The sequence below is a fragment of the Streptomyces aidingensis genome (genome assembly GCF_900112355.1).
In the GTDB taxonomy this organism is placed as follows: Bacteria; Actinomycetota; Actinomycetes; order Streptomycetales; family Streptomycetaceae; genus Streptomyces; species Streptomyces aidingensis.
The window spans coordinates 231,706-254,569 of record NZ_FOLM01000006.1 but is presented as its reverse complement, the minus strand read 5'-3'; the positions used below and the strand labels follow the sequence as shown (position 1 = coordinate 254,569).

The window sequence follows — 22,864 nt, the reverse complement described above, 5'->3', positions numbered from 1 at the left end:
TCTTTCATGCCCGGTTGGCATGAGCTGAGGAGCATTGTGAGCACCGCCGACGTCCCTGAGCCTTCCGTTGAGGCGGTTGAGGCAGAAGAGTCCAGCGAGCACGTACCGCCGCAGACCACTCGTGTGGTCATCGCCGAGGACGAAGCGCTGATCAGGCTCGACCTGAAAGAGATGCTCGAAGAAGAGGGCTACACCGTGGTGGGCGAGGCGGGGGACGGTCAGACGGCCGTGGACCTGGCTCGGGAGCACAAGCCGGATCTGGTCATTCTGGACGTGAAGATGCCGGTGATGGACGGCATCTCGGCGGCCGAGAAGATCGCCGGTGAGAACATCGCGCCGGTGCTGATGCTGACCGCGTTCTCGCAGCGGGAGCTGGTCGAGCGGGCCCGGGACGCGGGGGCCATGGCGTATCTGGTGAAGCCGTTCTCCAAGAGTGATGTGGTGCCCGCGATCGAGATCGCGGTGTCCCGGTTCACGGAGCTGCGGGCGCTCTCCTCGGAGGTGCACGATCTCACTCAGCGGCTGGAGACCCGGAAGCTGGTGGACCGGGCCAAGAGTGTGCTGCAGACGCAGTACGGGCTGACCGAGCCGGCCGCGTTCCGCTGGATTCAGAAGACCTCGATGGACCGGCGGCTGTCCATGAAGCAGGTGGCGGAGGCCATTCTCGCCGATGCCGAGGAGCGGCGTCAGCAGCAAAAGAAGTGAACGCACCTTAGTCACAGACGCAAATCGCTGTTCTGATCACGACAAGCGGGGGCGTGTCCGGATGGGGAATCCGGGGGCGTCCCCGTTTGCCGTCCCTGGCCCCTGGGCAGGTCTTCAACTTGGGGTCTGATCAGCGGTTTTGGTGGTGCGGGGGGCCTGTGGCGCGGTTGTCGCGGATGTCCGCTCAGCGGTGTGTCGCGTTCTGTTTCCGGCACATGGCGGAGGTCACGAGGCGATCACATCTGGTTCGGCCGTCTATGTGTGATCTGTGTGAAGGCAATAGATTCCGCTGCACGCCGCACCAGTGTGCGCCTGAGCACGGGTCCCGTGCGGTGACGTCTGATCTGGACTCGTCCAGGGGGTTTGCATGCTCACCAAGAGGCTCGTGAAATTCGCGATACCTTTCGCGGTCGGTGCCCTCGCCCTCACTGCCTGCAGTGATGACGGCGACGGCGGCGGAGGGGACGGCTCGACTTTCAAGATCGCCTATCAGGGTCCGCTGTCGGGGGACAACGTCCAGCTCGGCGTCAACATGGTGAACGGCGTCAAGCTGGCCATCCAGGAGGCCAACGAGTCCGGCGACTACGACGTCGAGTTCGAGCTGGTCGAGGCGGATGACGGGGGTGAGCCGGGCAAGGCGACCGCCGCCGCCCAGTCGGCCATCGACGCCGGTGTGATCGCCGTGGTGGGCCCGGCGTTCTCGGGCGCCGCGGAGGTCGCGGCGCCGAACTACGCCGAGGCCGGTATCGCGGCGCTGACCCCGTCGGCGACGCGCCCCGATCTGACCGAGAAGGGCTTCGCGACGTTCCTGCGGGGCGTGCCGAACGATGCCGAGCAGGGCAAGGCGATTTCGGACTTCTTTGTGTCGGAGGGTGTCACCAAGGCTGTGGTGATCGATGACACCGGTGACTATGCGGCGGGTCTGGCGGATGTGGCGCAGTCGCATCTGGAGGAGGCCGGTGTCGAGGTGGTGCGGGAGAGCGTGCCGGACGACACGGTGGACCACAGCGGTATCGCGCGCACGGTGACGGAGTCGGGTGCGGAGGCGGTGGCCTACACGGGCTACTACGCGCAGGCGGGTCCGCTGGCGGTGAAGCTGAAGGAGGCCGGTTACGAGGGCCTGGCGCTGGGCGGTGACGGGGTGAAGGACCCGCAGTTCCTGTCGCTGGCGGGGGATGCGGCGGAGGGCTGGTATTTCTCCTGCCCGTGCCGTGATCTGTCCACGGATGAGAAGGGGCAGGACTTCATCGACCGGTACACGGCGGAGTTCGATGCCGAGCCGGGCACGTATTCGCCGGAGGCGTACGACGCCACGCAGATGATCATCGAGGCGGTGGCGGAGCTGGGTGACGGTGCGGACGCCAAGTCGGTGTACGAGGCGCTGGCGGCCGGTACGCATGAGGGTGTGGCGAAGACGCTGAGCTTCACCGAGACCGGTGAGTACAACGGTTCGGGGATCTATCTGTACCAGGCGACCGGTGGGGCGATCACCGCGCTGGGGAACGTCACGGACGTGGTCGGCGGCTGACGGCGGCGACGCCGTTCTCCCCGACCGGACACAACGCGTGCTGAGGCGGGGCGTGGCCGATCCCACGCCCCGCCGCTCCGCCTGCCACTGTCGTCCCCGGCCGAGCCGGCCCGGCGGCGGTGCCTCACAAGGATGTGCCCTCGATGACCATCAACGACATCTGGGATGTTTTTGTCCTGGGTATGGTGCTCGGCTCGCTTTATGCCGTGATCGCCATCGGTTACACGCTTGTTTACGGTGTTCTGCAATTGCTCAACTTCGCGCACAGCGAGGTTTTCATGGCGGGCGGCTTCGGTGGCCTGATTGTGCTGACTCTGGTGGAGCCGGTCGCGGCTCCGTCCGGGGTGCAGTCGGTCGGCTATGTGCTGCTGGGCATGGCGGGCGGTGCGGCGCTGGGCGGTACGGTGGCGTATTTCTTGGAGAAGGTCGCCTACCGGCCGTTGCGCAGACGCCGGGCGCCGCGTCTGGTTTTTCTGATCACGGCGATCGGTGCTTCGTTCTTTCTTTACAACCTGGCGGGCAAGATTTTTGGCCGGAACGCGGTGCCGATGCCTTCCGCCTATGAGAACAAGCGGGTGCTGACTGTTTTCGGTACTTCGCTCAATATCACGCAGCTTCTCATTCTGGGCTCGGCGGTGGTGATGCTGCTGGGTGTGGATTATGTGGTGAACCGCACCAAGCTGGGATCCGGTATCCGGGCGGTGGCCCAGGATCCCGAGGTGGCCTCGTTGATGGGCGTGGACATCGACAAGGTGGTTTCCCGCACCTTTGTGCTGGGGGGCCTGATGGGCGGTGTGGCCGGTTTCTTGTTCGGCACGAATGTGCAGGTGTTTCCCACCATGGGCTTTCTGCCGGGTGTCACGGCGTTCGCCGCGGCGGTGCTGGGCGGGATCGGCAATGTGCGCGGCGCGATGCTGGGCGGTCTGCTGCTCGGTGTGGTGGAGGCGTTCACGGTCGATCTGGTGGGTGACGAGTGGCGGTACGTGGGCGCGTTCGCGGTGCTGGTGCTGGTGCTGATGTTCCGGCCGACGGGCATTCTCGGCGAGCGGGTTGCGAGGGCGGCATGAAGGCGACAACGGTTTCCCGGGGCAAGGGCGGCGGCCCGGACATGTCGGCGGCGGCGCGGCTGCGTGCGACCCGCTGGTATCAGCAGCCGCGCTGGAGGCGGCTGGCCGCTCTGCTGGGCACGGCTCTGCTGGGCGCGCAGGTCACCGGCCGGGAGGGCAGCAGCTCGGATATTTTCCTGGCGCTGAAGGAGAACACCACCGGTACCGGGATGTGGATCTGGCTGGGCGGTGCCCTGCTGGTGTGGGTGCTGCGGGAGTTTGTGAGTGAGCAGCTCGCCGCGGGCTGGGCGGGTGTGCGGGAGGGGGCCCGTGCCGGGGCGTCGGGTCCGCTGGGCCGGGGCCGGGAGTTGTGGCGGTCGCTGCCGTGGGTGCGGGTGGCGGCGCTGACCGCGCTGGCGGTGTTCCTGGTGCTGCTGCCGTTGCTGGTGACCCGGCACTGGCAGCAGGTGCTGGTGGACCAGATCGGTATTTATGTGCTGCTGGTGATCGGCCTGAATGTGGTGGTGGGCTGGGCCGGCATGCTGGATTTGGGGTTTATCGCGTTTTTTGCGATCGGTGCGTACAGTGCGGCGTACTGGACGGGTTCGCTTCCGGTGGAGCCGCCGGTGGTGCTGAACAATTTCCTGGTGATTCCGGTTGCGGTGGTGACGTGTCTGGTCGCGGGGGTGCTGCTGGGTGCGCCGACGTTGCGGTTGCGCGGTGACTATCTGGCGATTGTGACGCTGGGTTTTCATGAGATGGTGTATCTGGCGGCGCGGAACTGGCGGGACACGACTGGCGGTACTTCGGGTGCGTCGGTGGACCGGTTCGAGATCGATCTGGGTTTCTGGAGTTATCGCTGGGGTCTGGATCCGGTGCCGTACTACTGGCTGCTGCTGGTGGTGATTGCGCTGCTGATTTTCCTTTTCCTGCGGTTGGAGCATTCGCGGGTGGGCCGGGCGTGGACGGCGATCCGGGAGGATGAGGTGGCGGCTGCCGCGACCGGGGTGGACACGGTGCGGTTCAAGCTGCTGGCGTTTGCCATCGGGGCGTCGACGTCGGGTGTGGCCGGGGTGATTTATGCCAGCAAGCTGGGGTTCATCAATTCCGAGTTGTTTGTGCTGCTGTTCTCCATTCTGGTGCTGTCGTATGTGATTTTCGGCGGGATGGGTTCGATTCCGGGTGTGCTGCTGGGTGCGGCGATTCTGATCTGGCTGCCGGAGGCGATGCGGGACCAGGTGCCGGCCCAGGACCGTTTTATGTATCTGGGGGCGCTGCTGGTGGTGATGATGATCTACCGGCCGCAGGGTCTGCTGCCCTCCAGGCGGCGCAGGCGTGAGCTGGAGATGGCCGAGGAGGGTGCCGGCGGAGCGGACTCGCTGGGCACGTCGGAGGGCAGGCGGGTATGACGACGGAGATGGCGGGGCGGGCGGTGGCCGTGGACGGTCATGTGCTGGAGGTGTCCGGGGTGACGCTGCGGTTCGGCGGTCTGACGTCGCTGGACCGGGTGGATCTGCGGATGCGCCGGGGCGAGGTGCTGGCGGTGATCGGCCCGAACGGGGCTGGTAAGACGTCGCTGTTCAATTCGCTGACCGGGGCTTATGTGCCGCAGGAGGGGCGTATCCGGTTCCGGCCGGGGCGGGGTGGTGAGCATGAGCTGCGCGGGCGGAAGCCGTTCCGGGTGAGCCGGCTGGGGCTGGCCCGTACGTTCCAGAACATCCGGTTGTTCGGCGCGCTGACGGCGCTGGAGAATGTGAAGATCGCGGTGGAGACGCGGCAGAAGACGGATCCGGTGTCGATCATGCTGGGGTTGCCGCATGCCCGGCGGGCGGAGCGGGAGAGCGACCGCAGGGCGCATGAGGTGATGCGGTTCGTGGGGCTGGGGCACCGGCTGAACGAGCTGGCCTCTTCGCTGAGCTATGGGGAGCAGCGGCGGCTGGAGATTGCGCGGGCGCTGGCGACGGAGCCGGAGCTGCTGCTGCTGGATGAGCCGGCGGCGGGTACGAATCCGACGGAGAAGCGGGATCTGGAGGAGTTGATCCGCCGGATCAATGCGGAGCTGTCGGTGAGTGTGCTGCTGATCGAGCATGACATGCGGCTGGTGATGTCGGTGGCGGACCGGGTGATGGTGCTGAATTTCGGCCGGAAGATCGCCGAGGGCACGCCGGGTGAGGTGCAGCGGGATCCGGCGGTGATCGAGGCGTATCTGGGTTCGTCCTCGGCGGAGGACACCGCGGTGGTGACCGGGATGCTGTCCGGGCGCGGGGGAGCCGGGGCCGGGGACGAGGGCGAGGAGCGGGCATGAGTGCGAAGCCGTCGCTGGAGAAGCGGCCGGAGCCGGGTCCGGGTCCTGGTTCCGGGCCGGGGCCGGATGGGCCGCCGTTGCTGGAGCTGCGTGATCTGCATGTTGGCTATGGCGCGATCGAGGCTTTGAAGGGTGTCGATCTGGAGGTGCGCCGTGGTGAGGTGGTGGCTCTGCTGGGTGCCAATGGGGCGGGCAAGTCCACCACGCTGAAGACGGTTTCCGGCATGCTGGCGCCGCGCTCGGGCGAGGTGCTGCTGCATGGCGAGCGGATCGACGGCATCACGTCGCATCAGCTGGTGCGGTTCGGTCTGGGGCATGTGCCGGAGGGGCGGCGGGTGTTCGGCCGGATGACGGTGCTGGAGAACCTGCATATGGGTGCCTACCGGCTGCGGCGTCCGGATCCGGCGGATCTGGAGCGGGTGTTCGCGCTGTTTCCGCGGCTGCACGAGCGGCGCAGGCAGGTGGCGGGGACGCTTTCCGGTGGTGAGCAGCAGATGCTGGCGATCGGGCGGGCGTTGATGGGCAAGCCGGAGCTGTTGCTGCTGGACGAGCCGTCGATGGGGCTGGCGCCGTTGATCGTGCAGCAGATTTTCGGGATTCTGCGGGAGATCAACGAGCAGGGCACCACGCTGCTGCTGGTGGAGCAGAACGCCACGCAGGCGTTGCAGCTCGCGGACCGGGGTTATGTGCTGGAGACGGGTGAGCTGGTGATGTCGGGGCCGGCCGGTGAGCTGTTGTCGGATCCGCGGATCCGGGCGGCGTATCTGGGCGAGCATGTGGAGGCCGAGGCCGAGGCCGAGGCGGAGGCCGGGCGGGGCTGAGGGCTGCCGGGCCGGGACGTGCGGCGGGCGTCCCGGCCCGGGCTCGTCGGGCCCGGTGGTGTCAGTTCCGGGGCAGGTCGGGGTTGTCGCGGAGCGCGCAGGTGAGGCGGGCGGTGCAGATCCGCCGCCCGTGGTCGTCGGTGATGACGATCTCGTAGGTGGCCGAGGTGCGTCCGGTGTGCGCGGGGGTGGCGGTGCCGGTGATGGTGCCGGTGCGCACGGCGCGGTGGTGGGTGCAGTTGAGGTCCACGCCGACGGCCAGTTTGTGCGGCCCGCCGTGCAGCATGGCGCCGACCGAACCGAGGGTCTCGGCCAGTACGGCGGAGGCGCCGCCGTGCAGCAGTCCGTAGGGCTGGGTGTTGCCGGTCACCGGCAGCGTGCCGATGACTTTGCCGGGGGATGCTTCCAGGACCTTCAGTCCCATCCGGCTGCCCAGTGCGCCGGCGGAGAACAGGGCGGGCAGGTCGATGCCGAGTCCGGCCCATTCGCGCAGGATTTCCTGCGGGAAGACGGGCGGGCCGGCGGCGTCCGTGTCCCGGTCGGTGTCCTGGCCCGTGTCCTGGTCCGGGGCGGGGCCCGGGGTGTGCCGTGCGGCTGCCGGGGGATGGTGCTGGCCCATGGTTCTGGCTCCGATCGCCTGGTGCGTCCGTGATCTGTGCGCAGCCTAAGCCAGCGCTCAGGAGCGGCTCAGCCGGCGGCCGGTGTGAGCCGCACCACCAGGGATTTGCCGGCCGGGGTGTTGCTGATGTCGGCGGTGGCGTCCAGGGGGACCAGCACATTGGTCTCGGGGTAGTAGGCGGCGGCGCAGCCGCGGGCGGTGGGGTAGTGGATGACCCGGAAGCCGGGGGCGGTGCGTTCCCGGCCGTCGTCCCATTCGCTGGTGATGTCGGCGTAGGAGCCGTCGGGCAGGCCGAGTTGCGCGGCGTCCTCGGGGTGCACGAACACCACGCGGCGTCCGCCCTTGACGCCCCGGTAGTGGTCGTCCAGGCCGTAGATGGTGGTGTTGAACTGGTCGTGCGAGCGGAGGGTCTGGAGCAGCAGCCGGCCTTCGGGCAGTGCGGGGTGTTCCACCGGGGCGGCGGTGAAGTTGGCCCGGCCGGTGGCGGTGGGGAAGCGGCGTTCGTCGCGCGGGGCGTGCGGCAGGGCGAAGCCGCCGGGCCGGGTGATCCGCTCGTTGAAGTTCTCGAAGCCGGGTACGACCCGGGCGATGCGGTCGCGTACGGCCGCGTAGTCGCGGGCGAATTCCTCCCAGGGCAGGGGGTGGTCCGGGCCGAGTACCCGGCGGGCCAGCCGGCAGACGATTTCCGTTTCGGACAGCAGGGCCGGGGAGGCGGGGGCGAGCCGGCCGCGGGAGGCGTGCACCATGCCCATGGAGTCCTCCACGGTGACGAACCGCTCGGTGCCGTCGGGTGCGGTGTCGCGTTCGGTGCGGCCGAGGGTGGGCAGGATCAGTGCCCGGGCGCCGGGCACCACATGGGAGCGGTTGAGCTTGGTGGACACGTGCACGGTCAGCCGGGCGCGGCGCATGGCGTCCTCGGTGACCGAGGTGTCGGGGGCGGCGGAGACGAAGTTGCCGCCGAGGGCGAAGAACACCTCGGCGCGGCCGTCCCGCAGGGCGCGGATGGCTTCGACGGTGTCCAGGCCGGGCCGGCGTGGGGGCGGGAAGCCGAATTCCTTCTCCAGCGCGTCGAGGAAGGCGGCGGTGGGACGTTCGGTGATGCCCATGGTGCGGTCGCCCTGCACATTGCTGTGTCCGCGGACGGGGCAGACGCCGGCGCCGGGGCGGCCGACGTTGCCGCGCAGCAGCAGGAAGTTGACCACTTCGCGGATGGTGGGCACGGAGTGCTTGTGCTGGGTGAGGCCCATGGCCCAGCAGACGATGACCGAGCGGGCGTCCAGCACCATGCGCAGCGCGGTCTCGATGTCCTCGCGGGGCAGGCCGGTGGCGGCCAGGGTGTCGTCCCAGGTGGTGGCGCGGGCGGCGGTGGCGTAGTCCTCGAAGCCGTGGGTGTGGCGGGCGATGAAGGCGTGGTCGACGGCGTCGGGCCGGCCGTCCTGTTCGGCAGCGCGCAGCAGCAGTGCGCCGAGCATCCGGAACAGTGCCTGGTCGCCGCCGAGGCGGATCTGGAGGAAGAGGTCGGTGAGTTCGGGGCCGCGTCCGGTGAGGCCGCGGGGGGTCTGGGGGTTGTTGAAGCGGCGCAGTCCGGCCTCGGGCAGCGGGTTGACGGTGATGATCCGGGCGCCGGCCGCCTTGGCCTGTTCCAGGGCGGTGAGCATGCGGGGGTGGTTGGTGCCCGGGTTCTGCCCGGCGACGATGATCAGGCCGGCGCGGTGGAGGTCCTTGAGCAGCACGCTGCCCTTGCCCACGCCGAGGGTCTCGGTGAGGGCGGAGCCGGAGGATTCGTGGCACATGTTGGAGCAGTCGGGCAGGTTGTTGGTGCCGAAGCTGCGGGCGAAGAGCTGGTAGAGGAAGGCGGCTTCGTTGCCGGTGCGGCCGGAGGTGTAGAAGACGGCCCGGTCGGGGGAGTCCAGGGCGGTCAGTTCCCGGGCGATCAGGGAGAAGGCGCTGTCCCAGGAGACCGGGGTGTAGTGCTCGGCGCCTTCGGCGAGGTACATGGGCCGGGTGAGCCGGCCCTGCTGGCCCAGCCAGTAGCCGGAGCGGCGGGCGAGCAGGGCCACGGGGTGGCGGGCGAAGAAGTCCGGGCCGACGCGGCGCACGGTGGCCTCTTCGGCGACGGCCTTGGCGCCGTTCTCGCAGAATTCGGCGGTGTGCGGCCGGTCCGGCTCGGGCCAGGCGCAGCCGGGGCAGTCGAAGCCGCCGTGCTGGTTGACCCGGAGCAGGGTGAGCGCGGTGCGCCGGACGCCCATCTGGCCGTGGGCCAGGCGCAGGCTGCGGGTGACGGCCGGCAGGCCGGCCGCGGCGGCGGGCGGGGTGGTGACCTCCGGGGCGTCCTGGACGGGGTCCTCGGCGGGCGGCTTGGCCGGCATGTGTGCTCCTTCCCGCGGGTGTGTGCGGTGTTCGGGGCCGGCCGGCGGGCGGGAGCGGGCCGGGCGGGCCGGGGGGACAGGCGATGCCCGATGGTCGCATGCCGCCGGCCGGGCGGGGACCCGCACGGCCGCCGGGGCGGGCTGTCAGTGGTCCGTGGCAGGATGCCTTGCGTGGCTGAGAACGTGCGCACGACCGCATCCGAGACCGCTCCGCAGGCCGCCGACCGGGCATCCGGGCCCAAGAGGCGGCCCCGTCTGATGCTGCTGGACGGGCACTCCCTGGCGTACCGGGCGTTCTTTGCGCTGCCCGCGGAGAATTTCACCACTGCGGTGGGCCAGCCGACCAATGCGATCTACGGCTTCACCTCCATGCTGGCCAATACCCTGCGTGACGAGGAGCCGACGCATCTGGCGGTGGCGTTCGACGTCTCCCGCAAGACCTGGCGGTCGGAGCGGTTCGAGGAGTACAAGGCCACCCGCACCACCACGCCGGACGAGTTCCGCGGCCAGGTGGAGCTGATCGGCGAGCTGCTGGACACCATGCGGGTGCCGCGGTTCGCCGAGGCGGGTTTCGAGGCGGACGATGTGATCGCCACCCTGGCCTCGCGCGCGGCGGGCGAGGGGTTCGAGGTGCTGATCGTGACGGGCGACCGGGACTGCCTGCAGCTGGTCAGCGAGCGGATCACGGTGCTCTATCCCACCAAGGGGGTCTCCGAGCTGACCCGGTTCACCCCCGAGCGGGTGAGCGAGAAGTACGGTCTGCCGCCCGAGCGGTATCCGGATTTCGCCGCCCTGCGGGGCGACCCGTCGGACAACCTGCCGGGGATCCCCGGGGTGGGGGAGAAGACGGCCGCCAAGTGGATCACCCAGTTCGGCTCCCTGGAGGCGCTGCTGGAGCGGGCCGGGGAGGTCAAGGGCAAGGCGGGGGAGAATCTCCGTGCCCGGCTGGAGTCGGTGCGGCTCAACCGGGAGCTGACGGAGCTGGTGCGGGATGTGGAGCTGCCCTCGGGCCCGGCGGAGCTGGTCCGCGCGCCGTATGACCGCGAGGCGCTGACGGTCCTGCTGGACGCCCTGGAGTTCCGCAATCCCAATCTGCGGGAGCGGCTGTTCGCGGTGGATCCGGGTGCGGCGGAGGGCCGGGCCGGTGCCGGGCCGGCCGGCGGGGTGGCGGTGGACGGCCGGGTGCTGGAGCACCCCGGGGAGCTGGCGGACTGGCTGGCCGGGCCGGAGGCGGCCGGCCCGCTGGGCATGGTCGGCTCCGACGAGTGGAGGCTGGGCTCCGGCACGGTCCACGCGGTCGCGCTGGCCGCGGCGGACGGCCCGGCCGTCTGGTTCGACCCGTCCCGGATCGGCGCGGACGACGAGCGGGCCTTCGCCGCCTGGGCCGCCGACGCGTCCCGGCCCAAGGCGCTGCATCTGGCCAAGCAGGTGCACCGGGTGTTCGGCGAGCACGGCTGGGCCGTCGAGGGCGTCACCATGGACACCGCGCTGGCCGCCTATCTGGTCCAGCCCGGCCGCCGCAGCTTCGCCCTGGAGGAGCTGAGCCTGGAGTTCCTGGGCCGGGAGCTGGCCCCGGCCGCGGACACCGGCAGCGGCCAGCTCGCCCTGGGGGCGGACGAGACGGCCGAGGCCGATGCCCTGATGCGGCAGGCCCGCACCGTGCTGGATCTGGCCGGGGTGCTCCAGGAGCGGCTGGCCGATGTGGGCGCCCGTGATCTGCTGTACGAGGTGGAGCTGCCGGTGTCCGGGCTGCTGGCCCGGATGGAGCGGGCCGGTATCGCCGCCGACCGGTCCTGGCTGGAGCGGCTGGAGCAGCAGTTCGCCGCCGCCGTCCAGCAGGCCGTGCGGGAGGCGCACGCCTCGGTGGGGCGCGAGTTCAATCTGGGCTCGCCCAAGCAGTTGCAGGAGGTGCTGTTCGGCGAGCTGGCCCTGCCCAGGACGAAGAAGACCAAGACCGGCTACACCACCGATGCCGACGCCCTGGCCTGGCTGGCCACCCAGACCGAGCACGAGCTGCCGGTGCTGATGCTGCGTCACCGGGAGCAGGCCCGGCTGCGGTCCACGGTGGAGGGCCTGATCAAGACGATCGCCCCGGGCGGGCGCATCCACACCACCTTCCAGCAGACGGTGGCCGCCACCGGTCGGCTGGCCTCCACCGACCCCAATCTGCAGAACGTCCCGGTCCGCACCGACGAGGGCCGCGCGATCCGCCGGGCCTTTGTGGTCGGCGAGGGCTATGAGGCCCTGCTCACCGCCGACTACAGCCAGATCGAGCTGCGGGTGATGGCTCATCTGTCGGAGGACGAGGACCTGATCCGGGCCTTCACCTCCGGTGAGGATCTGCACGACACGGTCGCCTCCCAGGTGTTCGGGGTCGGCCGGGAGCAGGTCGACGCCGAGATGCGGCGCAAGATCAAGGCGATGAGCTACGGCCTGGCCTACGGCCTGTCCGCGTTCGGCCTCTCGCAGCAGCTCTCCATCAGCCCGGAGGAGGCCCGCGGCCTGATGGACACCTACTTCGAGCGCTTCGGCGGCGTGCGGGACTACCTCCAGCGGGTGGTGACGCACGCGCGCGCCACCGGATACACCGAGACCATGCTGGGCCGCCGCCGCTATCTGCCGGACCTCAACAGTTCCAACCGGCAGCGGCGGGAGATGGCCGAGCGGATGGCGCTCAACGCCCCGATCCAGGGCACCGCCGCCGACATCGTGAAGATCGCCATGCTGCGGGTGGACGAGGCGCTGCGCAAGGAGAGCCTGCGCAGCCGGATGCTGCTCCAGGTGCACGACGAGATCGTGCTGGAGGTGGCGCCCGGAGAGCGCGAGACGGTCGAGGAGCTGGTGCGGCGGGAGATGGCCGGGGCGGTGGAACTGCGCGCGCCGCTGGCCGTGTCCGTGGGATCGGGCCCCGACTGGGAGGCCGCCGCCCACTGATGCCGAGGCCGGCGCCCCGCGGGGCCGTGGGGCGGCCGCCGGCTGTGCCGCACCCGTGCGCCGCTGGGATTGCCCGAAGTTCGCGCCCCCGTCATGGCGCCGCTACGGCAAGTCCTGGCAGGGAACCGGGTGGTGCCGTAATGTCGTCCGAGCCGTCGGAAACGATCAGATTTTCCGGTTGGTTCGGGCATGGCTCGGCACTTCACGGAGGAAAACAGGGTGGCAGGGCGAGGCATCCGGGGTATCCGGAGCATCCGGGGCGTCCGCAGGGGTATTTCCGGTTCGGCGGTGGCGGCGGCGGCCATGGCGGCCCTCACCGCCTCCCAGGCAGGAGATCTCGCGGAGGAGCTGAGCGGCTCGCTGCGCGGGGCGGAGGATCCGTCCGGGGAGGATGCGGCGCAGGAGATCTTCGAGCGCCCGTATCACACCGATCTGCCGCCGGGGGACGGCGAGCCGGCGGAGGAGGACACCGGGGCCGCGGAGGAGCCGGAGGCGGCCCGGGAGGACGCCGCGGCGGAGGCGGACACCGGCCCGGTGGTCACCGGCCCCGCCGAGGCGGGCATCCCGGCCACCGTGCTGGACGCCTATCGCAAGGCCGAGGCCACCCTGGCCGAGACCCGGGCCCAGTGCAATCTGGACTGGGAACTCCTGGCCGCCATCGGCAAGGTGGAGTCCGGGCACGCGCGCGGCGGCTCGGTGGACGGGGCGGGCACCGCCACCCCGGCCATCCTCGGCCCGGTGCTCAACGGCAACGGCTTCGCCCATATCTCGGACACCGACGGCGGGCGCTGGGACGGCGACCCGGTCTACGACCGGGCGGTGGGGCCCATGCAGTTCATCCCCTCCACCTGGGCGAACTGGGGGACGGACGCCAGCGGTGACGGTTTCCGGGACCCCAACAACATCTACGACGCGGCGCTGGCCGCCGGGCAGTATCTGTGTGCGGGCGGCCGGGACCTCTCCGACGCGGGAGATCTGGACCGGGCGATCCTCAGCTACAACTACTCGCGCGACTATGTCAATACGGTGATGTCCTGGCTGGACTACTACTACCGCCAGGGCGGTCACGAGGTGCCGGACGGCACCGGCGCGCTGCCCGCCAGCCCCGGCCCGGGCAACCCCGGCTCCGGCAGCGGGAACGGCAGCGGGAACGGAGGCACGGGCGGCGGGAACGGCGGGGGCGGGAAGACCGGCTCGGCCGCCGAGAAGCCCGGCGGCGCCACCCCGTCCACGGCCGGTCCGAAGCCGGGCGGCACCGGCGCCGAGCCGGAGCCGGACCCGGAGCCCGACACCGAGGGACGGCCGGAGCCCCGGCCGGACCCGAAGCCCGAACCGCCGCCCACCGGCCCGGAGAAGTCACCCGACCCGGACCAGCCGTCGCCCCCCGAGGACCCGGACGAGCCCGACCCGGACGAGCCCGACCCCGAGGACCCCGGCGAGTGCCCCACCGACCCCGACCCGGCGGACCCCGCGGACCCGGCCGATCCGGCCGATCCCGCGGACCCGGCGGATCCGGCCGACCCGGCGGACCCGGATCCGGACGAGCCCCTGCCCACCGACCCGGCCGGGGGCGAGCCCGGTGAGCCCGGGGAAGAGGAAGAAGCGGGCGAAGAGAACGGCGAGGAAGAGAACGGCGAAGAAGACGGCGAGGACCCGGCCGAGGGCTGCGACCCGCCGGAGGACGAGGAGCCCGAGGGCGAGAATCCGGACGACTCCGGCGGTGAGGACGGTCAGTCCTCCGGCGGCGGGCAGGACACCGGGGACGGCACCGCCGCCGTGCCCGGCGAGGAAGCCGCCGTCACCCGCACCGCGCCCTGACCCGCGCCCACACCCGCCGCCGCCCCGCGCTCAGCGCGCGGGGCGGCGCGGCTTCGCCCGCCGGGTGGCCTCGGCCGTCAGCGGATCCTCCGGCCACGGATGCCGGGGATAGCGCCCGCGCAGCTCCGCCCGCACCGAGCGATAGCCGTCCCGCCAGAATGACGCCAGATCCGAGGTGACCGCGGCCGGCCGCCCGGCCGGTGAAAGAAGCTGCACCAGCAGCGGCACCCGCCCGTCGGCGAGCCGCGGCGCCTCCTGCCAGCCGAACAGCTCCTGGAGCCGGACCGCCAGCACCGGCCGCTCCCCGCCGTAGTCCACCCGGATCCGGGAGCCGGAGGGCACCTCGATCCGCTCCGGCGCCCACTCCTCCAGCCGGGCCGCGGAGCCGTCGGCCCACGGCAGCAGCGCCGTCAGCAGCCGGTGCACATCCACTCCCCGCCGCAGCTCCGCGCGGTCGCGGGCACCGGCCGGCCAGTGCTCCTGCGCCAGTGCCGTCAGCAGTGCCGCGTCCCCCACATCCGGCCAGGGGGCGCCCAGTTCCCGGTGCAGGAACGCCATCCGCCGGCGCAGCCCGCACGCCGCCGGGGTCCAGTCCAGCAGCCGCTCCACGCCCTCCCGGCGCAGGCCCTCCAGCAGCGCCGCCCGCACCAGACCCGGGTCCGGGGCGTCCAGCCTCCGCTCGCGCAGCGTGATGGCGCCCAGCCGCTCCACGTGCCGGGCCGTCACATCCCGCCGCCCGGAATCCCAGACCACCTCCTCGGCGGACCCGTACAGGGCCCCCGCGGCCTCCCGGGCGGTGTCCTCGTCCACCGGCGCGGCCAGCAGCACCCGGGCGCCGGCCGCGCCCACCGGCCGGTCGGCCACGGCCACCGCCAGCCAGCGGGCCGCCCGCAGCGGCGAGCCCTCCGGCACCTCGGCCCTGGTGCCGGAGGCCATCAGACAGGAGCCCGGTCCGCTTTCCCTGGCCACCCGCTCCGGATGGGCCAGCGCCGCCACGATCGCCGCCGCCCCGTCGTCCGGCGGCGCGTCCGGGGCCGCGTCCGGTGGTGCGGTACCGTCCGCCTCCGCCGCCGCGGCCCGCAGGCGCCGGGTCTCCCGGCGCCAGCGGACCGCGTACGGGTGGTCGCCGGAGCGGCGCACCGTCCGCCACAGGGCGGCCAGGTCCTCGCCCCAGGCACGCGGCGGCTCCTCGCTCAGCAGGGCCACCACCTCGGCGGCCCGTCCGGCGCCCACCCGGGCGGCACCGTCCAGCAGCGCCCGGGCCAGCCGCGGATGCAGGCCCATCCGGACCATCCGCCGGCCGCGCCCGGTGGGCCGTCCGGCCCCGTCCAGCGCGCCGATCGCGTGCAGCACCCGCCGCGCCGCGGCCAGCGCCCCGGGCGGCGGCGGGTCCAGCAGGGCCAGGCCCGGATCGCCCTGCGGCGGCGCTCCCCAGCACGCCGCCCGGAGCGCGAACGCGGTCAGGTCCGCCACCGCGATCTCGGGGGACGGGAACCGCGGCAGCCTGGCGTGCTCGCCCTCCGCCCAGCAGCGGTAGACGGTGCCCGGCGCCTCCCGCCCGGCTCGTCCGGCGCGCTGCCCGGCCGTGGCCCGGGAGGCCCGCACGGTGGTCAGGGCGGACAGCCCGCGGGCGTGGTCGGTGCGCGGCTCCCGGGCCAGGCCCGCGTCCACCACCACCCGCACGCCGGGCACGGTCAGGCTGGACTCGGCCACCGCGGTGGCCAGCACCACCCGCCGCCGGCCGCCGCCCTGGCCGCCGGCCAGCACCGTGTCCTGGACCTCGGCCGGGGCCCGGCCGTGCACCGCCAGCACCTCCACGGGCCGGCCGTTCCCGGCGTCCCCGGCCTCCCCGGTGTCCGCCAGCAGGCCCGCCACCCGGGCGATCTCCCCGGCGCCGGGCAGGAAACACAGCACGTCGCCGTCCCGCTCGCGCAGGGCCCGCCGCACCACGGACGCCGTATGGGCCAGCAGGGCCGGGTCCACGGCCATGCCGTGCGGGGGACGCACCGGGCGCGGCGGCGGGGCCCAGACCACCTCCACCGGGTGCGCGCCGCCCCCGGCGCTGATCACCGGGGCATTGCCGAGCAGCGCCGACCAGCCGGCGGTGTCGGTGGTCGCCGAGGCGGCCACCAGCCGCAGCCCGGGCCGCAGCGTCTCCCGGACCTCCAGCAGGAAGGCCGCGGCGGTGTCCGCGTCGAGATGGCGCTCATGGCACTCGTCCAGCAGGACCGTGTCCACGCCCGGCAGTTCCGGGTCGCGCTGGAGGCGCTGGAGCAGCACACCGGTGGTGACCACCTCCACCACCGTCCGCGGTCCGGCCCGCCGGTCGCCGCGCACCGTGTAGCCCACCAGGCCGCCGGCTCCGCCCGCTCCGCCCGTTTCCCCCGTCCCGCCGGGCCCGCCCGGCCCGCCGGTCTGGCCGCCGAGCAGCCAGGCCATCCGCCGGGCCGCCGCCCGGGCCGCGATCCGGCGCGGCTCGGCGACCAGGACACGCCGGAGCGGGGACCCCGGACGGGTGAGTCCGGCCAGGTCCAGCGGGACGAGGGTGGTCTTGCCGGTGCCGGGCGGGGCGGCCAGTACCGCGGCCCCGTGCCGGTCCAGTCCGTCACGCAGCGCGGGCAGCGCCGTACGCACCGCGAGTTGGCGCAATGCCTGCTCAGGAGTCACGGGAGTCACTCTGCCGTCCTGACGGGGACGGGCGCACGCCGGTGCCCGCGCGGGCAGGGGCGGAGCATCTCACCGGCGCACGGCCTGGCCGGTGCGCCCCCTGATGGCACCGTGTCGCAGGGGTGCGCCCCGGCATGGTCGCGTTGACCAGGTCCGAATGCCCCCGTATGCTATAAGACGCGCTGCGGGCTTGCGCGCCTCGGACGGAGCAGGTCGCGCTCGCATCTGTTGTATGTCCCCTCGGTTGTCGAGGCGCTTGCGATTCTCTGGAGATTCACGGGAGATCCGCGCAGGAGCGTCTCTCAGGCTGTCCGGCTTCGGCGGTGCGAACAAGGGCCTCGGCGTAAGCAGTACCTACGACTTATGTCCGTACCGGAGCCCTTTACCACATGACGAGCAGCACCGAGAGCGCCGTAGCTACCCCGCAGGTTGCGGTCAACGACATCGGCTCCGAGGAAGCCTTCCTCGCCGCGGTCGACGAGACCATCAAGTACTTCAACGACGGCGACATCGTCGACGGCGTCATCGTGAAGGTCGACCGGGACGAGGTCCTGCTCGACATCGGTTACAAGACCGAGGGTGTGATTCCCTCTCGCGAGCTGTCGATCAAGCACGATGTCGACCCGCACGAGGTCGTGGCCGTCGGTGACGAGATCGAGGCCCTTGTTCTCCAGAAGGAGGACAAGGAGGGCCGGCTGATCCTGTCGAAGAAGCGCGCCCAGTACGAGCGCGCCTGGGGCACGATCGAGAAGATCAAGGAAGAGGACGGCATCGTCACCGGTACCGTCATCGAGGTGGTCAAGGGCGGTCTGATCCTCGACATCGGCCTCCGCGGCTTCCTTCCCGCCTCCCTGGTCGAGATGCGCCGGGTCCGCGACCTCCAGCCCTACGTGGGCAAGGAGCTCGAAGCCAAGATCATCGAGCTCGACAAGAACCGGAACAACGTGGTCCTCTCCCGCCGCGCCTGGCTGGAGCAGACCCAGAGCGAGGTCCGCCAGACCTTCCTCACCACCCTGCAGAAGGGCCAGGTGCGGTCGGGCGTCGTGTCCTCCATCGTCAACTTCGGCGCCTTCGTGGACCTCGGCGGTGTGGACGGCCTGGTGCACGTCTCCGAGCTGTCCTGGAAGCACATCGACCACCCCTCCGAGGTGGTCGAGGTCGGCCAGGAGGTCACGGTCGAGGTCCTGGACGTCGACATGGACCGCGAGCGCGTCTCGCTGTCGCTGAAGGCGACCCAGGAAGACCCGTGGCAGCAGTTCGCCCGCACCCACCAGATCGGCCAGGTGGTCCCGGGCAAGGTCACCAAGCTGGTGCCGTTCGGCGCCTTCGTCCGGGTGGACGAGGGCATCGAGGGCCTGGTCCACATCTCCGAGCTGGCCGAGCGCCACGTGGAGATCCCGGAGCAGGTCGTCCAGGTCAACGACGAGATCTTCGTCAAGGTCATCGACATCGACCTGGAGCGCCGCCGGATCAGCCTGTCCCTCAAGCAGGCCAACGAGGCCTTCGGCCCCGACCCGCTGGCGACCGAGTTCGACCCCACGCTGTACGGCATGGCGGCGTCCTACGACGACCAGGGCAACTACATCTACCCCGAGGGCTTCGACCCGGAGACCAACGAGTGGCTGCCCGGCTACGAGAAGCAGCGCGAGGAGTGGGAGCGGCAGTACGCCGAGGCCCAGGCGCGCTTCGAGCAGCACCAGGCGCAGGTCATCAAGTCCCGCGAGGCCGAGGCCCAGGCCGCGGCCGAGGCGGGCGGCGGCAGCACGGCGGACGTTGCGGGCGGCGGCGGCTCGTACTCCTCCGACTCGGGCGACGACTCCGGTGCGCTGGCCTCCGACGAGGCGCTGGCCGCGCTTCGCGAGAAGCTGGCCGGCGGCCAGAGCTGACCGAACGGCTTGCCAGGACCCGCCCTCCCCTCCCGGGGGGGGGCGGGTCCTTCCGTGTCCCGGCCCGGCGGATTCATTGCGCCGCCTTCCCGCACCAGTCCCGCACCACCTCCGCACACAGTCCGCATAACGCCTTGGTGTCGGCGCGCCTCCGTGCTGTGACGCCAGGGAATGCTCACGCCAGGTGGTGTGTTGATCCGGATGCGAGAAAAAGACCAGAAGGGGTGCGGTGACAGTGCACGATCCGCAGGACTTGTACACGTGGGACCCCCAGGGCCTTCGGCGGGCCGAGGCGCTCGCCGCCGATTCGGACACCGCCGGACCGGTGCTGCTCTACCACTTCGAGGGATTCATCGACGCCGGCGAGGCCGGCGCGCAACTGGTCGAGCGGCTGCTGGAGGGGCCCCGGCCGGGCACCCTGGTGGCCCGGTTCGACCACGACCGGCTGGTCGACTACCGGGCGCGGCGCCCGACCATGACCTTCCGCAAGGACCGCTGGACGGCGTACGAGACGCCCCGGCTGGAACTGCGGCTGCTGCATGACGCCACCCGGCAGCCGTTCCTGCTGCTCTCCGGCCCGGAACCGGATGTGGAGTGGGACCGCTTCTCCTTCGCCGTGCTGCAGATCGTGGAGCGGCTCAAGGCGCGGCTGGCGGTGAACTTCCACGGGATCCCGATGGGCGTCCCGCACACCCGCCCGGTGGGGCTGACCCCGCACGGCAACCGCGCCGAGCTGGTGCCCGGCCAGCGCGGCCTGTTCGACGAGGCCCAGGTGCCGGGCAGCGCCGCGGCACTGGTGGAGATGCGGCTGATCGAGGCGGGGCACGATGTCGTCGGCATGGCGGCCCATGTGCCGCACTATGTGGCCCGTTCCCGCTATCCGGACGCGACGCTGGCCGTGCTGGAGGCGATCACCGGCGCCACCGGCCTGGTGCTGCCGGAGGCCGCGCATGTGCTGCGCAACCGGGCGCTGAAGACCCAGAACGAGATCGAGCGGGAGCTCGCCGAGGGCGACTCCGAGCTGGTCGCGGTGGTGCGGGGCCTGGAGCAGCAGTACGACGCGATGGCCGGGGCGGCCGGCCGGGGCAGTCTGATGGCGGAATCGCAGGATCTGCCGTCCGCCGAAGAGCTGGGCGAGGTCTTCGAACGTTTCCTGGCCGACCGCGAGGACGGCTGACCGGCGGGCGGCAGGCGCGGCGGGCGCGGCCGGCGCGGCCGGGCCGGCCGCGCAGCGGCCCGGTAGCCTGCCGCCATGCTGAATGTGGGACTGACCGGCGGCATCGGCGCCGGCAAGAGCGAGGTGGTCCGGCTGCTGGCCCGGCGCGGCGCGGTGATCATCGATTCCGACCGGATCGCGCGTGAGGTGGTCGAACCGGGCACCGAGGGCCTGGCCGCCGTCGCCGCCGAGTTCGGACCGGGCGTGCTGACCCCCGGGGGCGCACTGGACCGCGGGCGCCTCGCCTCCGTGGTCTTCGCCGACCCGGAGAAGCTGGCGGTGCTCAACGGCATCGTGCATCCGCTGGTGCGCCGCCGCTCGGCCGAACTCCAGGCCGCCGCCCCGCCCGGTGCCATTGTGGTGCACGATGTGCCGCTGCTGGTGGAGAACGACCTGGTGCGGCACTTCGACGTGGTCGTGGTGGTGGACGCGCCGGACGAGGTGCGGGTGGCGCGGCTGACGGCCTCCCGGGGCATGGCCGAGGCGGACGCCCGATCCCGGATGGCGGCCCAGGCCGGCCGGGAACAGCGGCTGGCCGCGGCTGACTTCACCGTGGACAACGGCGGCACCCTGGAGGAGCTGGACGCCCGGGTGGAGGCGCTCTGGCAGCGGCTGACCAAGCTCGCCGCCGACCGCTGAGGCGTCCCGGGGCGCACCCCGGCCGGGGCGTCAACTCCGCGCGGGCGACGGCGTTTTGGAGCTGGTGCCGCCGGGGCCTATCATCCGCCCAATGATCATAGGAAGAAGGTTCGCGACCGCCCTGCCGGCGGCGTTCGTGGCCGTGCTGACCTGCACCTTTCCCGCATATGCGGACGAACACGCCGGTGCGTCCGGCGAAACCGAAGCGCCCCCGCCCCAGGTGAATCTGGTGCTGGACGTCAGCGGCTCCATGCGGGAGAAGGACATCGACGGCGGCACCCGGATGGCCGCCGCCCAGCAGGCGTTCAACGAGGTGATCGACGCCGTACCGGAAGAGGTGCACCTGGGCATCCGCACCCTGGGCGCCGACTACCCCGGCGACGACATCGCCAAGGGCTGCGTGGACAGCGCTCAGCTCTATCCCGTCGGCCCGGTGGACCGCACCGAGGCCAAGACCGCGGTGGCCACCCTGCGCCCCACCGGCTGGACCCCGATCGGCTACGCCCTGCGGGGCGCGGTGGAGGACTTCGGCGACCACGAGGGCACCCGCCGCATCGTACTGATCACCGACGGCGAGGACTCCTGCGGCGAGCCCGACCCCTGCGACGTGGCGCGCGAACTCGCCGCCTCCGGAACCCATCTGACCGTGGACACGCTCGGTCTGACCCCGGCCGACGACAAGGTGCGCGAGCAGCTGAGCTGCATCGCGGAAGCCACCGGCGGCACGTACACTGCCGTGCAGGACACCGGTCAACTGACCGAGCGTCTCAAACAGATCGTCGATCAGACGGCCGACAATGTCGTCATCGAGAACCCCACCATCATCGAGGGCTCGGGCGACTGCGCGGATGCCCCGCTCCTGACCGCCGGCGTCTACCACGACCGTGAGGAGTTCGGCGAGCACCGCTTCTACCGGGTGCAACTCGCCCCGGGGCGTGAACTGCGCGCCTCGGTGAGCGTGGCCGCCGACCGGGCGGTCGATCCCGACTACGGCGTGCTGCTGCGGGCCCTGGACGACACCGGCCGGGAACTCGCCCGCGGCAGTGAGGCCGGCCACGGCCGCACCGACGTCATCTCCACCGGTTTGCGTTACCCCGCCACCGAGGATGCCGAGGCCACCGTCTGCCTCGAAGTCTCCACGTCCTTCTCCGCTCCCGAATCCGTACAGCGCGCCCCCGGCCTCCCGGTGGAACTGACCGTCGACCTCGCCGCCGCACCGGACGCGCCCTCCGACGTGGCCGCCCACGGGCTGGCCCGCGGCTGGGTGCCGCTGGTACTGCTGACCGTCACCGGCCTGCTCGCCGGTCTGCTCTGGGGCGCCCTCCGGAGGATCTTCTGATGCCGACTCCCCTTCCGCTTCTTCCGTTCCCCGCCCCCGGGCCGGCCACCACCACCACCGCCCGCCGCCACCGCCGGCGGCGGCCGGCCCTCCTGGCTCTGCTGACGGCGGCCCTGCTGCTGCCCGGCGCCGCTCCCGCCCTGGCCGACAGCCATGAGGAGGACTCCGGGTCCGCGACGGACACCACCGACACCACGCCCGCCGCGGCCGGCACCGACTTCCGCAGCGCCGGAGTCATCGGTGAGGACCGGACCGGCTCGGCCGTCGCCGTCTCCGGCGACTACCTGTACTGGACCTTCCCGGCCGGCGCCGGCCGGCAGATCACCGCGGAGGTCTCGGTCACCCTGCCCGACCCGGCGCTGCGCGGCGGCGCCGCCACCTGGCAGGTGGACCTCTACGACGGCCTGCGGCGCCGGCAGCCCTGCGTCGGGGGCGAGCCCGCCGCCACCGCCGATCCCTCGGCCGCCACCCTGGAGCTGAGCTGCACCCTGCCGGTCATCCGGCCCTGGGCCGACTCCTGGGAGAACGACCCGCTGCCGGGCGCCTACTACCTCCGGCTCACCGCCACCGAGCTGCCGGAGGAGGAACTCGGTCTGCCCTTCGAGGCCGAGGCGGCCGTCAGCAGCCGTGCCGCGGGCGGCTCCGCCGACATCGGCGGCCGGCTGGGCGCGCCGCTGGTCCTCACCTCCCGGGCCGGCTCCCTCGACACCGGCTCCACCGACGAGTCCTCCGGCAGCGAGGAGAACAACGGCGCGGAGGACGAGCAGGGTGAGGAGGCCGTACCCGCCACCGTGCCGGAGCCGGAGGACGGCTGGTTCGCCGGCTGGTGGACCGACCGCTGGGCCTGGACCGCGGCCGGCGGCCTGCTGGCCGCCGCCGCCGCGATAGCCGGCTTCCGCCTGGTGCGCCGCCGCTCCTGAGCGTGGGCGCGCGGACGGCCTCCGGGACCCGGGCGGGCGGGTGCCCGGGGGC

The 22,864-nt window shown here is 72.0% G+C and carries 16 protein-coding genes; 13 read left to right on the top strand and 3 right to left on the bottom strand.

The window, feature by feature from the left end:
- Positions 1 to 36 precede the first annotated feature (36 nt).
- The 6 genes from BM242_RS13680 to BM242_RS13655 all read left to right on the top strand — a co-directional run bounded on the left by BM242_RS13680 (position 37) and on the right by BM242_RS13655 (position 6,405).
- The gene (locus BM242_RS13680; protein ID WP_093839071.1) at positions 37 to 705 is read left to right on the top strand and encodes an ANTAR domain-containing response regulator; all 669 of its coding nucleotides are present in this window, start codon (positions 37 to 39) and stop codon (positions 703 to 705) included.
- A gap of 367 nt (positions 706 to 1,072) precedes the next feature.
- Positions 1,073 to 2,233, top strand: a complete 1,161-nt coding sequence (locus BM242_RS13675; RefSeq protein WP_093839070.1) for a branched-chain amino acid ABC transporter substrate-binding protein — start codon at positions 1,073 to 1,075, stop codon at positions 2,231 to 2,233.
- Between the two features lie 143 nt (positions 2,234 to 2,376).
- Positions 2,377 to 3,300, top strand: a complete 924-nt coding sequence (locus tag BM242_RS13670; RefSeq protein ID WP_093839069.1) for a branched-chain amino acid ABC transporter permease — start codon at positions 2,377 to 2,379, stop codon at positions 3,298 to 3,300.
- Positions 3,297 to 4,688 carry a branched-chain amino acid ABC transporter permease gene (locus BM242_RS13665; RefSeq protein WP_245834048.1) on the top strand — a complete coding sequence of 464 codons (1,392 nt, stop codon included), beginning with the start codon at positions 3,297 to 3,299 and terminating at the stop codon, positions 4,686 to 4,688. The genes BM242_RS13670 and BM242_RS13665 overlap by 4 nt, the downstream gene beginning before the upstream one ends.
- Positions 4,685 to 5,584: an ABC transporter ATP-binding protein gene (locus tag BM242_RS13660; RefSeq protein WP_093839067.1), complete on the top strand. Its 900-nt coding sequence runs from the start codon at positions 4,685 to 4,687 to the stop codon at positions 5,582 to 5,584. Before BM242_RS13665 ends, BM242_RS13660 begins: the two co-directional genes overlap by 4 nt.
- Positions 5,581 to 6,405 carry an ABC transporter ATP-binding protein gene (locus BM242_RS13655; RefSeq protein ID WP_093839066.1) on the top strand — a complete coding sequence of 275 codons (825 nt, stop codon included), beginning with the start codon at positions 5,581 to 5,583 and terminating at the stop codon, positions 6,403 to 6,405. The genes BM242_RS13660 and BM242_RS13655 overlap by 4 nt, the downstream gene beginning before the upstream one ends.
- Before the next feature lie 61 nt (positions 6,406 to 6,466).
- On the opposite strand, the gene BM242_RS13650 is transcribed toward BM242_RS13655, so the two are convergent.
- Together BM242_RS13650 and BM242_RS13645 are read right to left on the bottom strand one after the other, a co-directional pair.
- Entirely contained in the window at positions 6,467 to 7,024 is a 558-nt protein-coding gene (locus BM242_RS13650) for a PaaI family thioesterase (RefSeq protein WP_093839065.1), read from the bottom strand.
- Between the two features lie 68 nt (positions 7,025 to 7,092).
- Complete coding sequence (locus BM242_RS13645; RefSeq protein WP_093839064.1) at positions 7,093 to 9,393, bottom strand: FdhF/YdeP family oxidoreductase; 2,301 nt, start codon at positions 9,391 to 9,393, stop codon at positions 7,093 to 7,095.
- A gap of 258 nt (positions 9,394 to 9,651) precedes the next feature.
- Here BM242_RS13645 and polA point away from each other — a divergent pair, with 258 nt between their 5' ends.
- The gene (polA, locus tag BM242_RS13640) at positions 9,652 to 12,327 is read left to right on the top strand and encodes a DNA polymerase I (RefSeq protein WP_245834063.1); all 2,676 of its coding nucleotides are present in this window, start codon (positions 9,652 to 9,654) and stop codon (positions 12,325 to 12,327) included.
- Between the two features lie 288 nt (positions 12,328 to 12,615).
- The gene (locus tag BM242_RS13635; protein ID WP_342746961.1) at positions 12,616 to 14,145 is read left to right on the top strand and encodes a lytic transglycosylase domain-containing protein; all 1,530 of its coding nucleotides are present in this window, start codon (positions 12,616 to 12,618) and stop codon (positions 14,143 to 14,145) included.
- A gap of 30 nt (positions 14,146 to 14,175) precedes the next feature.
- On the opposite strand, the gene hrpB is transcribed toward BM242_RS13635, so the two are convergent.
- A complete protein-coding gene (hrpB, locus tag BM242_RS13630; RefSeq protein ID WP_093839062.1) occupies positions 14,176 to 16,812 on the bottom strand; it encodes an ATP-dependent helicase HrpB in 2,637 nt (878 codons plus the stop codon).
- A gap of 389 nt (positions 16,813 to 17,201) precedes the next feature.
- Between hrpB and rpsA the strand changes: the two genes are divergently transcribed.
- The 5 genes from rpsA to BM242_RS13605 all read left to right on the top strand — a co-directional run bounded on the left by rpsA (position 17,202) and on the right by BM242_RS13605 (position 22,812).
- Entirely contained in the window at positions 17,202 to 18,698 is a 1,497-nt protein-coding gene (gene rpsA / locus BM242_RS13625) for a 30S ribosomal protein S1 (RefSeq protein ID WP_093839061.1), read from the top strand.
- Positions 18,699 to 18,933: 235 nt separating this feature from the next.
- Positions 18,934 to 19,875, top strand: a complete 942-nt coding sequence (locus BM242_RS13620; RefSeq protein ID WP_093839060.1) for a proteasome assembly chaperone family protein — start codon at positions 18,934 to 18,936, stop codon at positions 19,873 to 19,875.
- A 75-nt stretch (positions 19,876 to 19,950) separates the two neighbouring features.
- Complete coding sequence (gene coaE, locus BM242_RS13615) at positions 19,951 to 20,553, top strand: dephospho-CoA kinase (protein WP_093839059.1); 603 nt, start codon at positions 19,951 to 19,953, stop codon at positions 20,551 to 20,553.
- Between the two features lie 91 nt (positions 20,554 to 20,644).
- On the top strand, positions 20,645 to 21,892 hold the full coding sequence (locus BM242_RS13610) for a VWA domain-containing protein (RefSeq protein ID WP_093839058.1): 1,248 nt from the start codon (positions 20,645 to 20,647) through the stop codon (positions 21,890 to 21,892).
- On the top strand, positions 21,892 to 22,812 hold the full coding sequence (locus tag BM242_RS13605; protein ID WP_245834047.1) for a hypothetical protein: 921 nt from the start codon (positions 21,892 to 21,894) through the stop codon (positions 22,810 to 22,812). The genes BM242_RS13610 and BM242_RS13605 overlap by 1 nt, the downstream gene beginning before the upstream one ends.
- Positions 22,813 to 22,864: the final 52 nt, after the last annotated feature.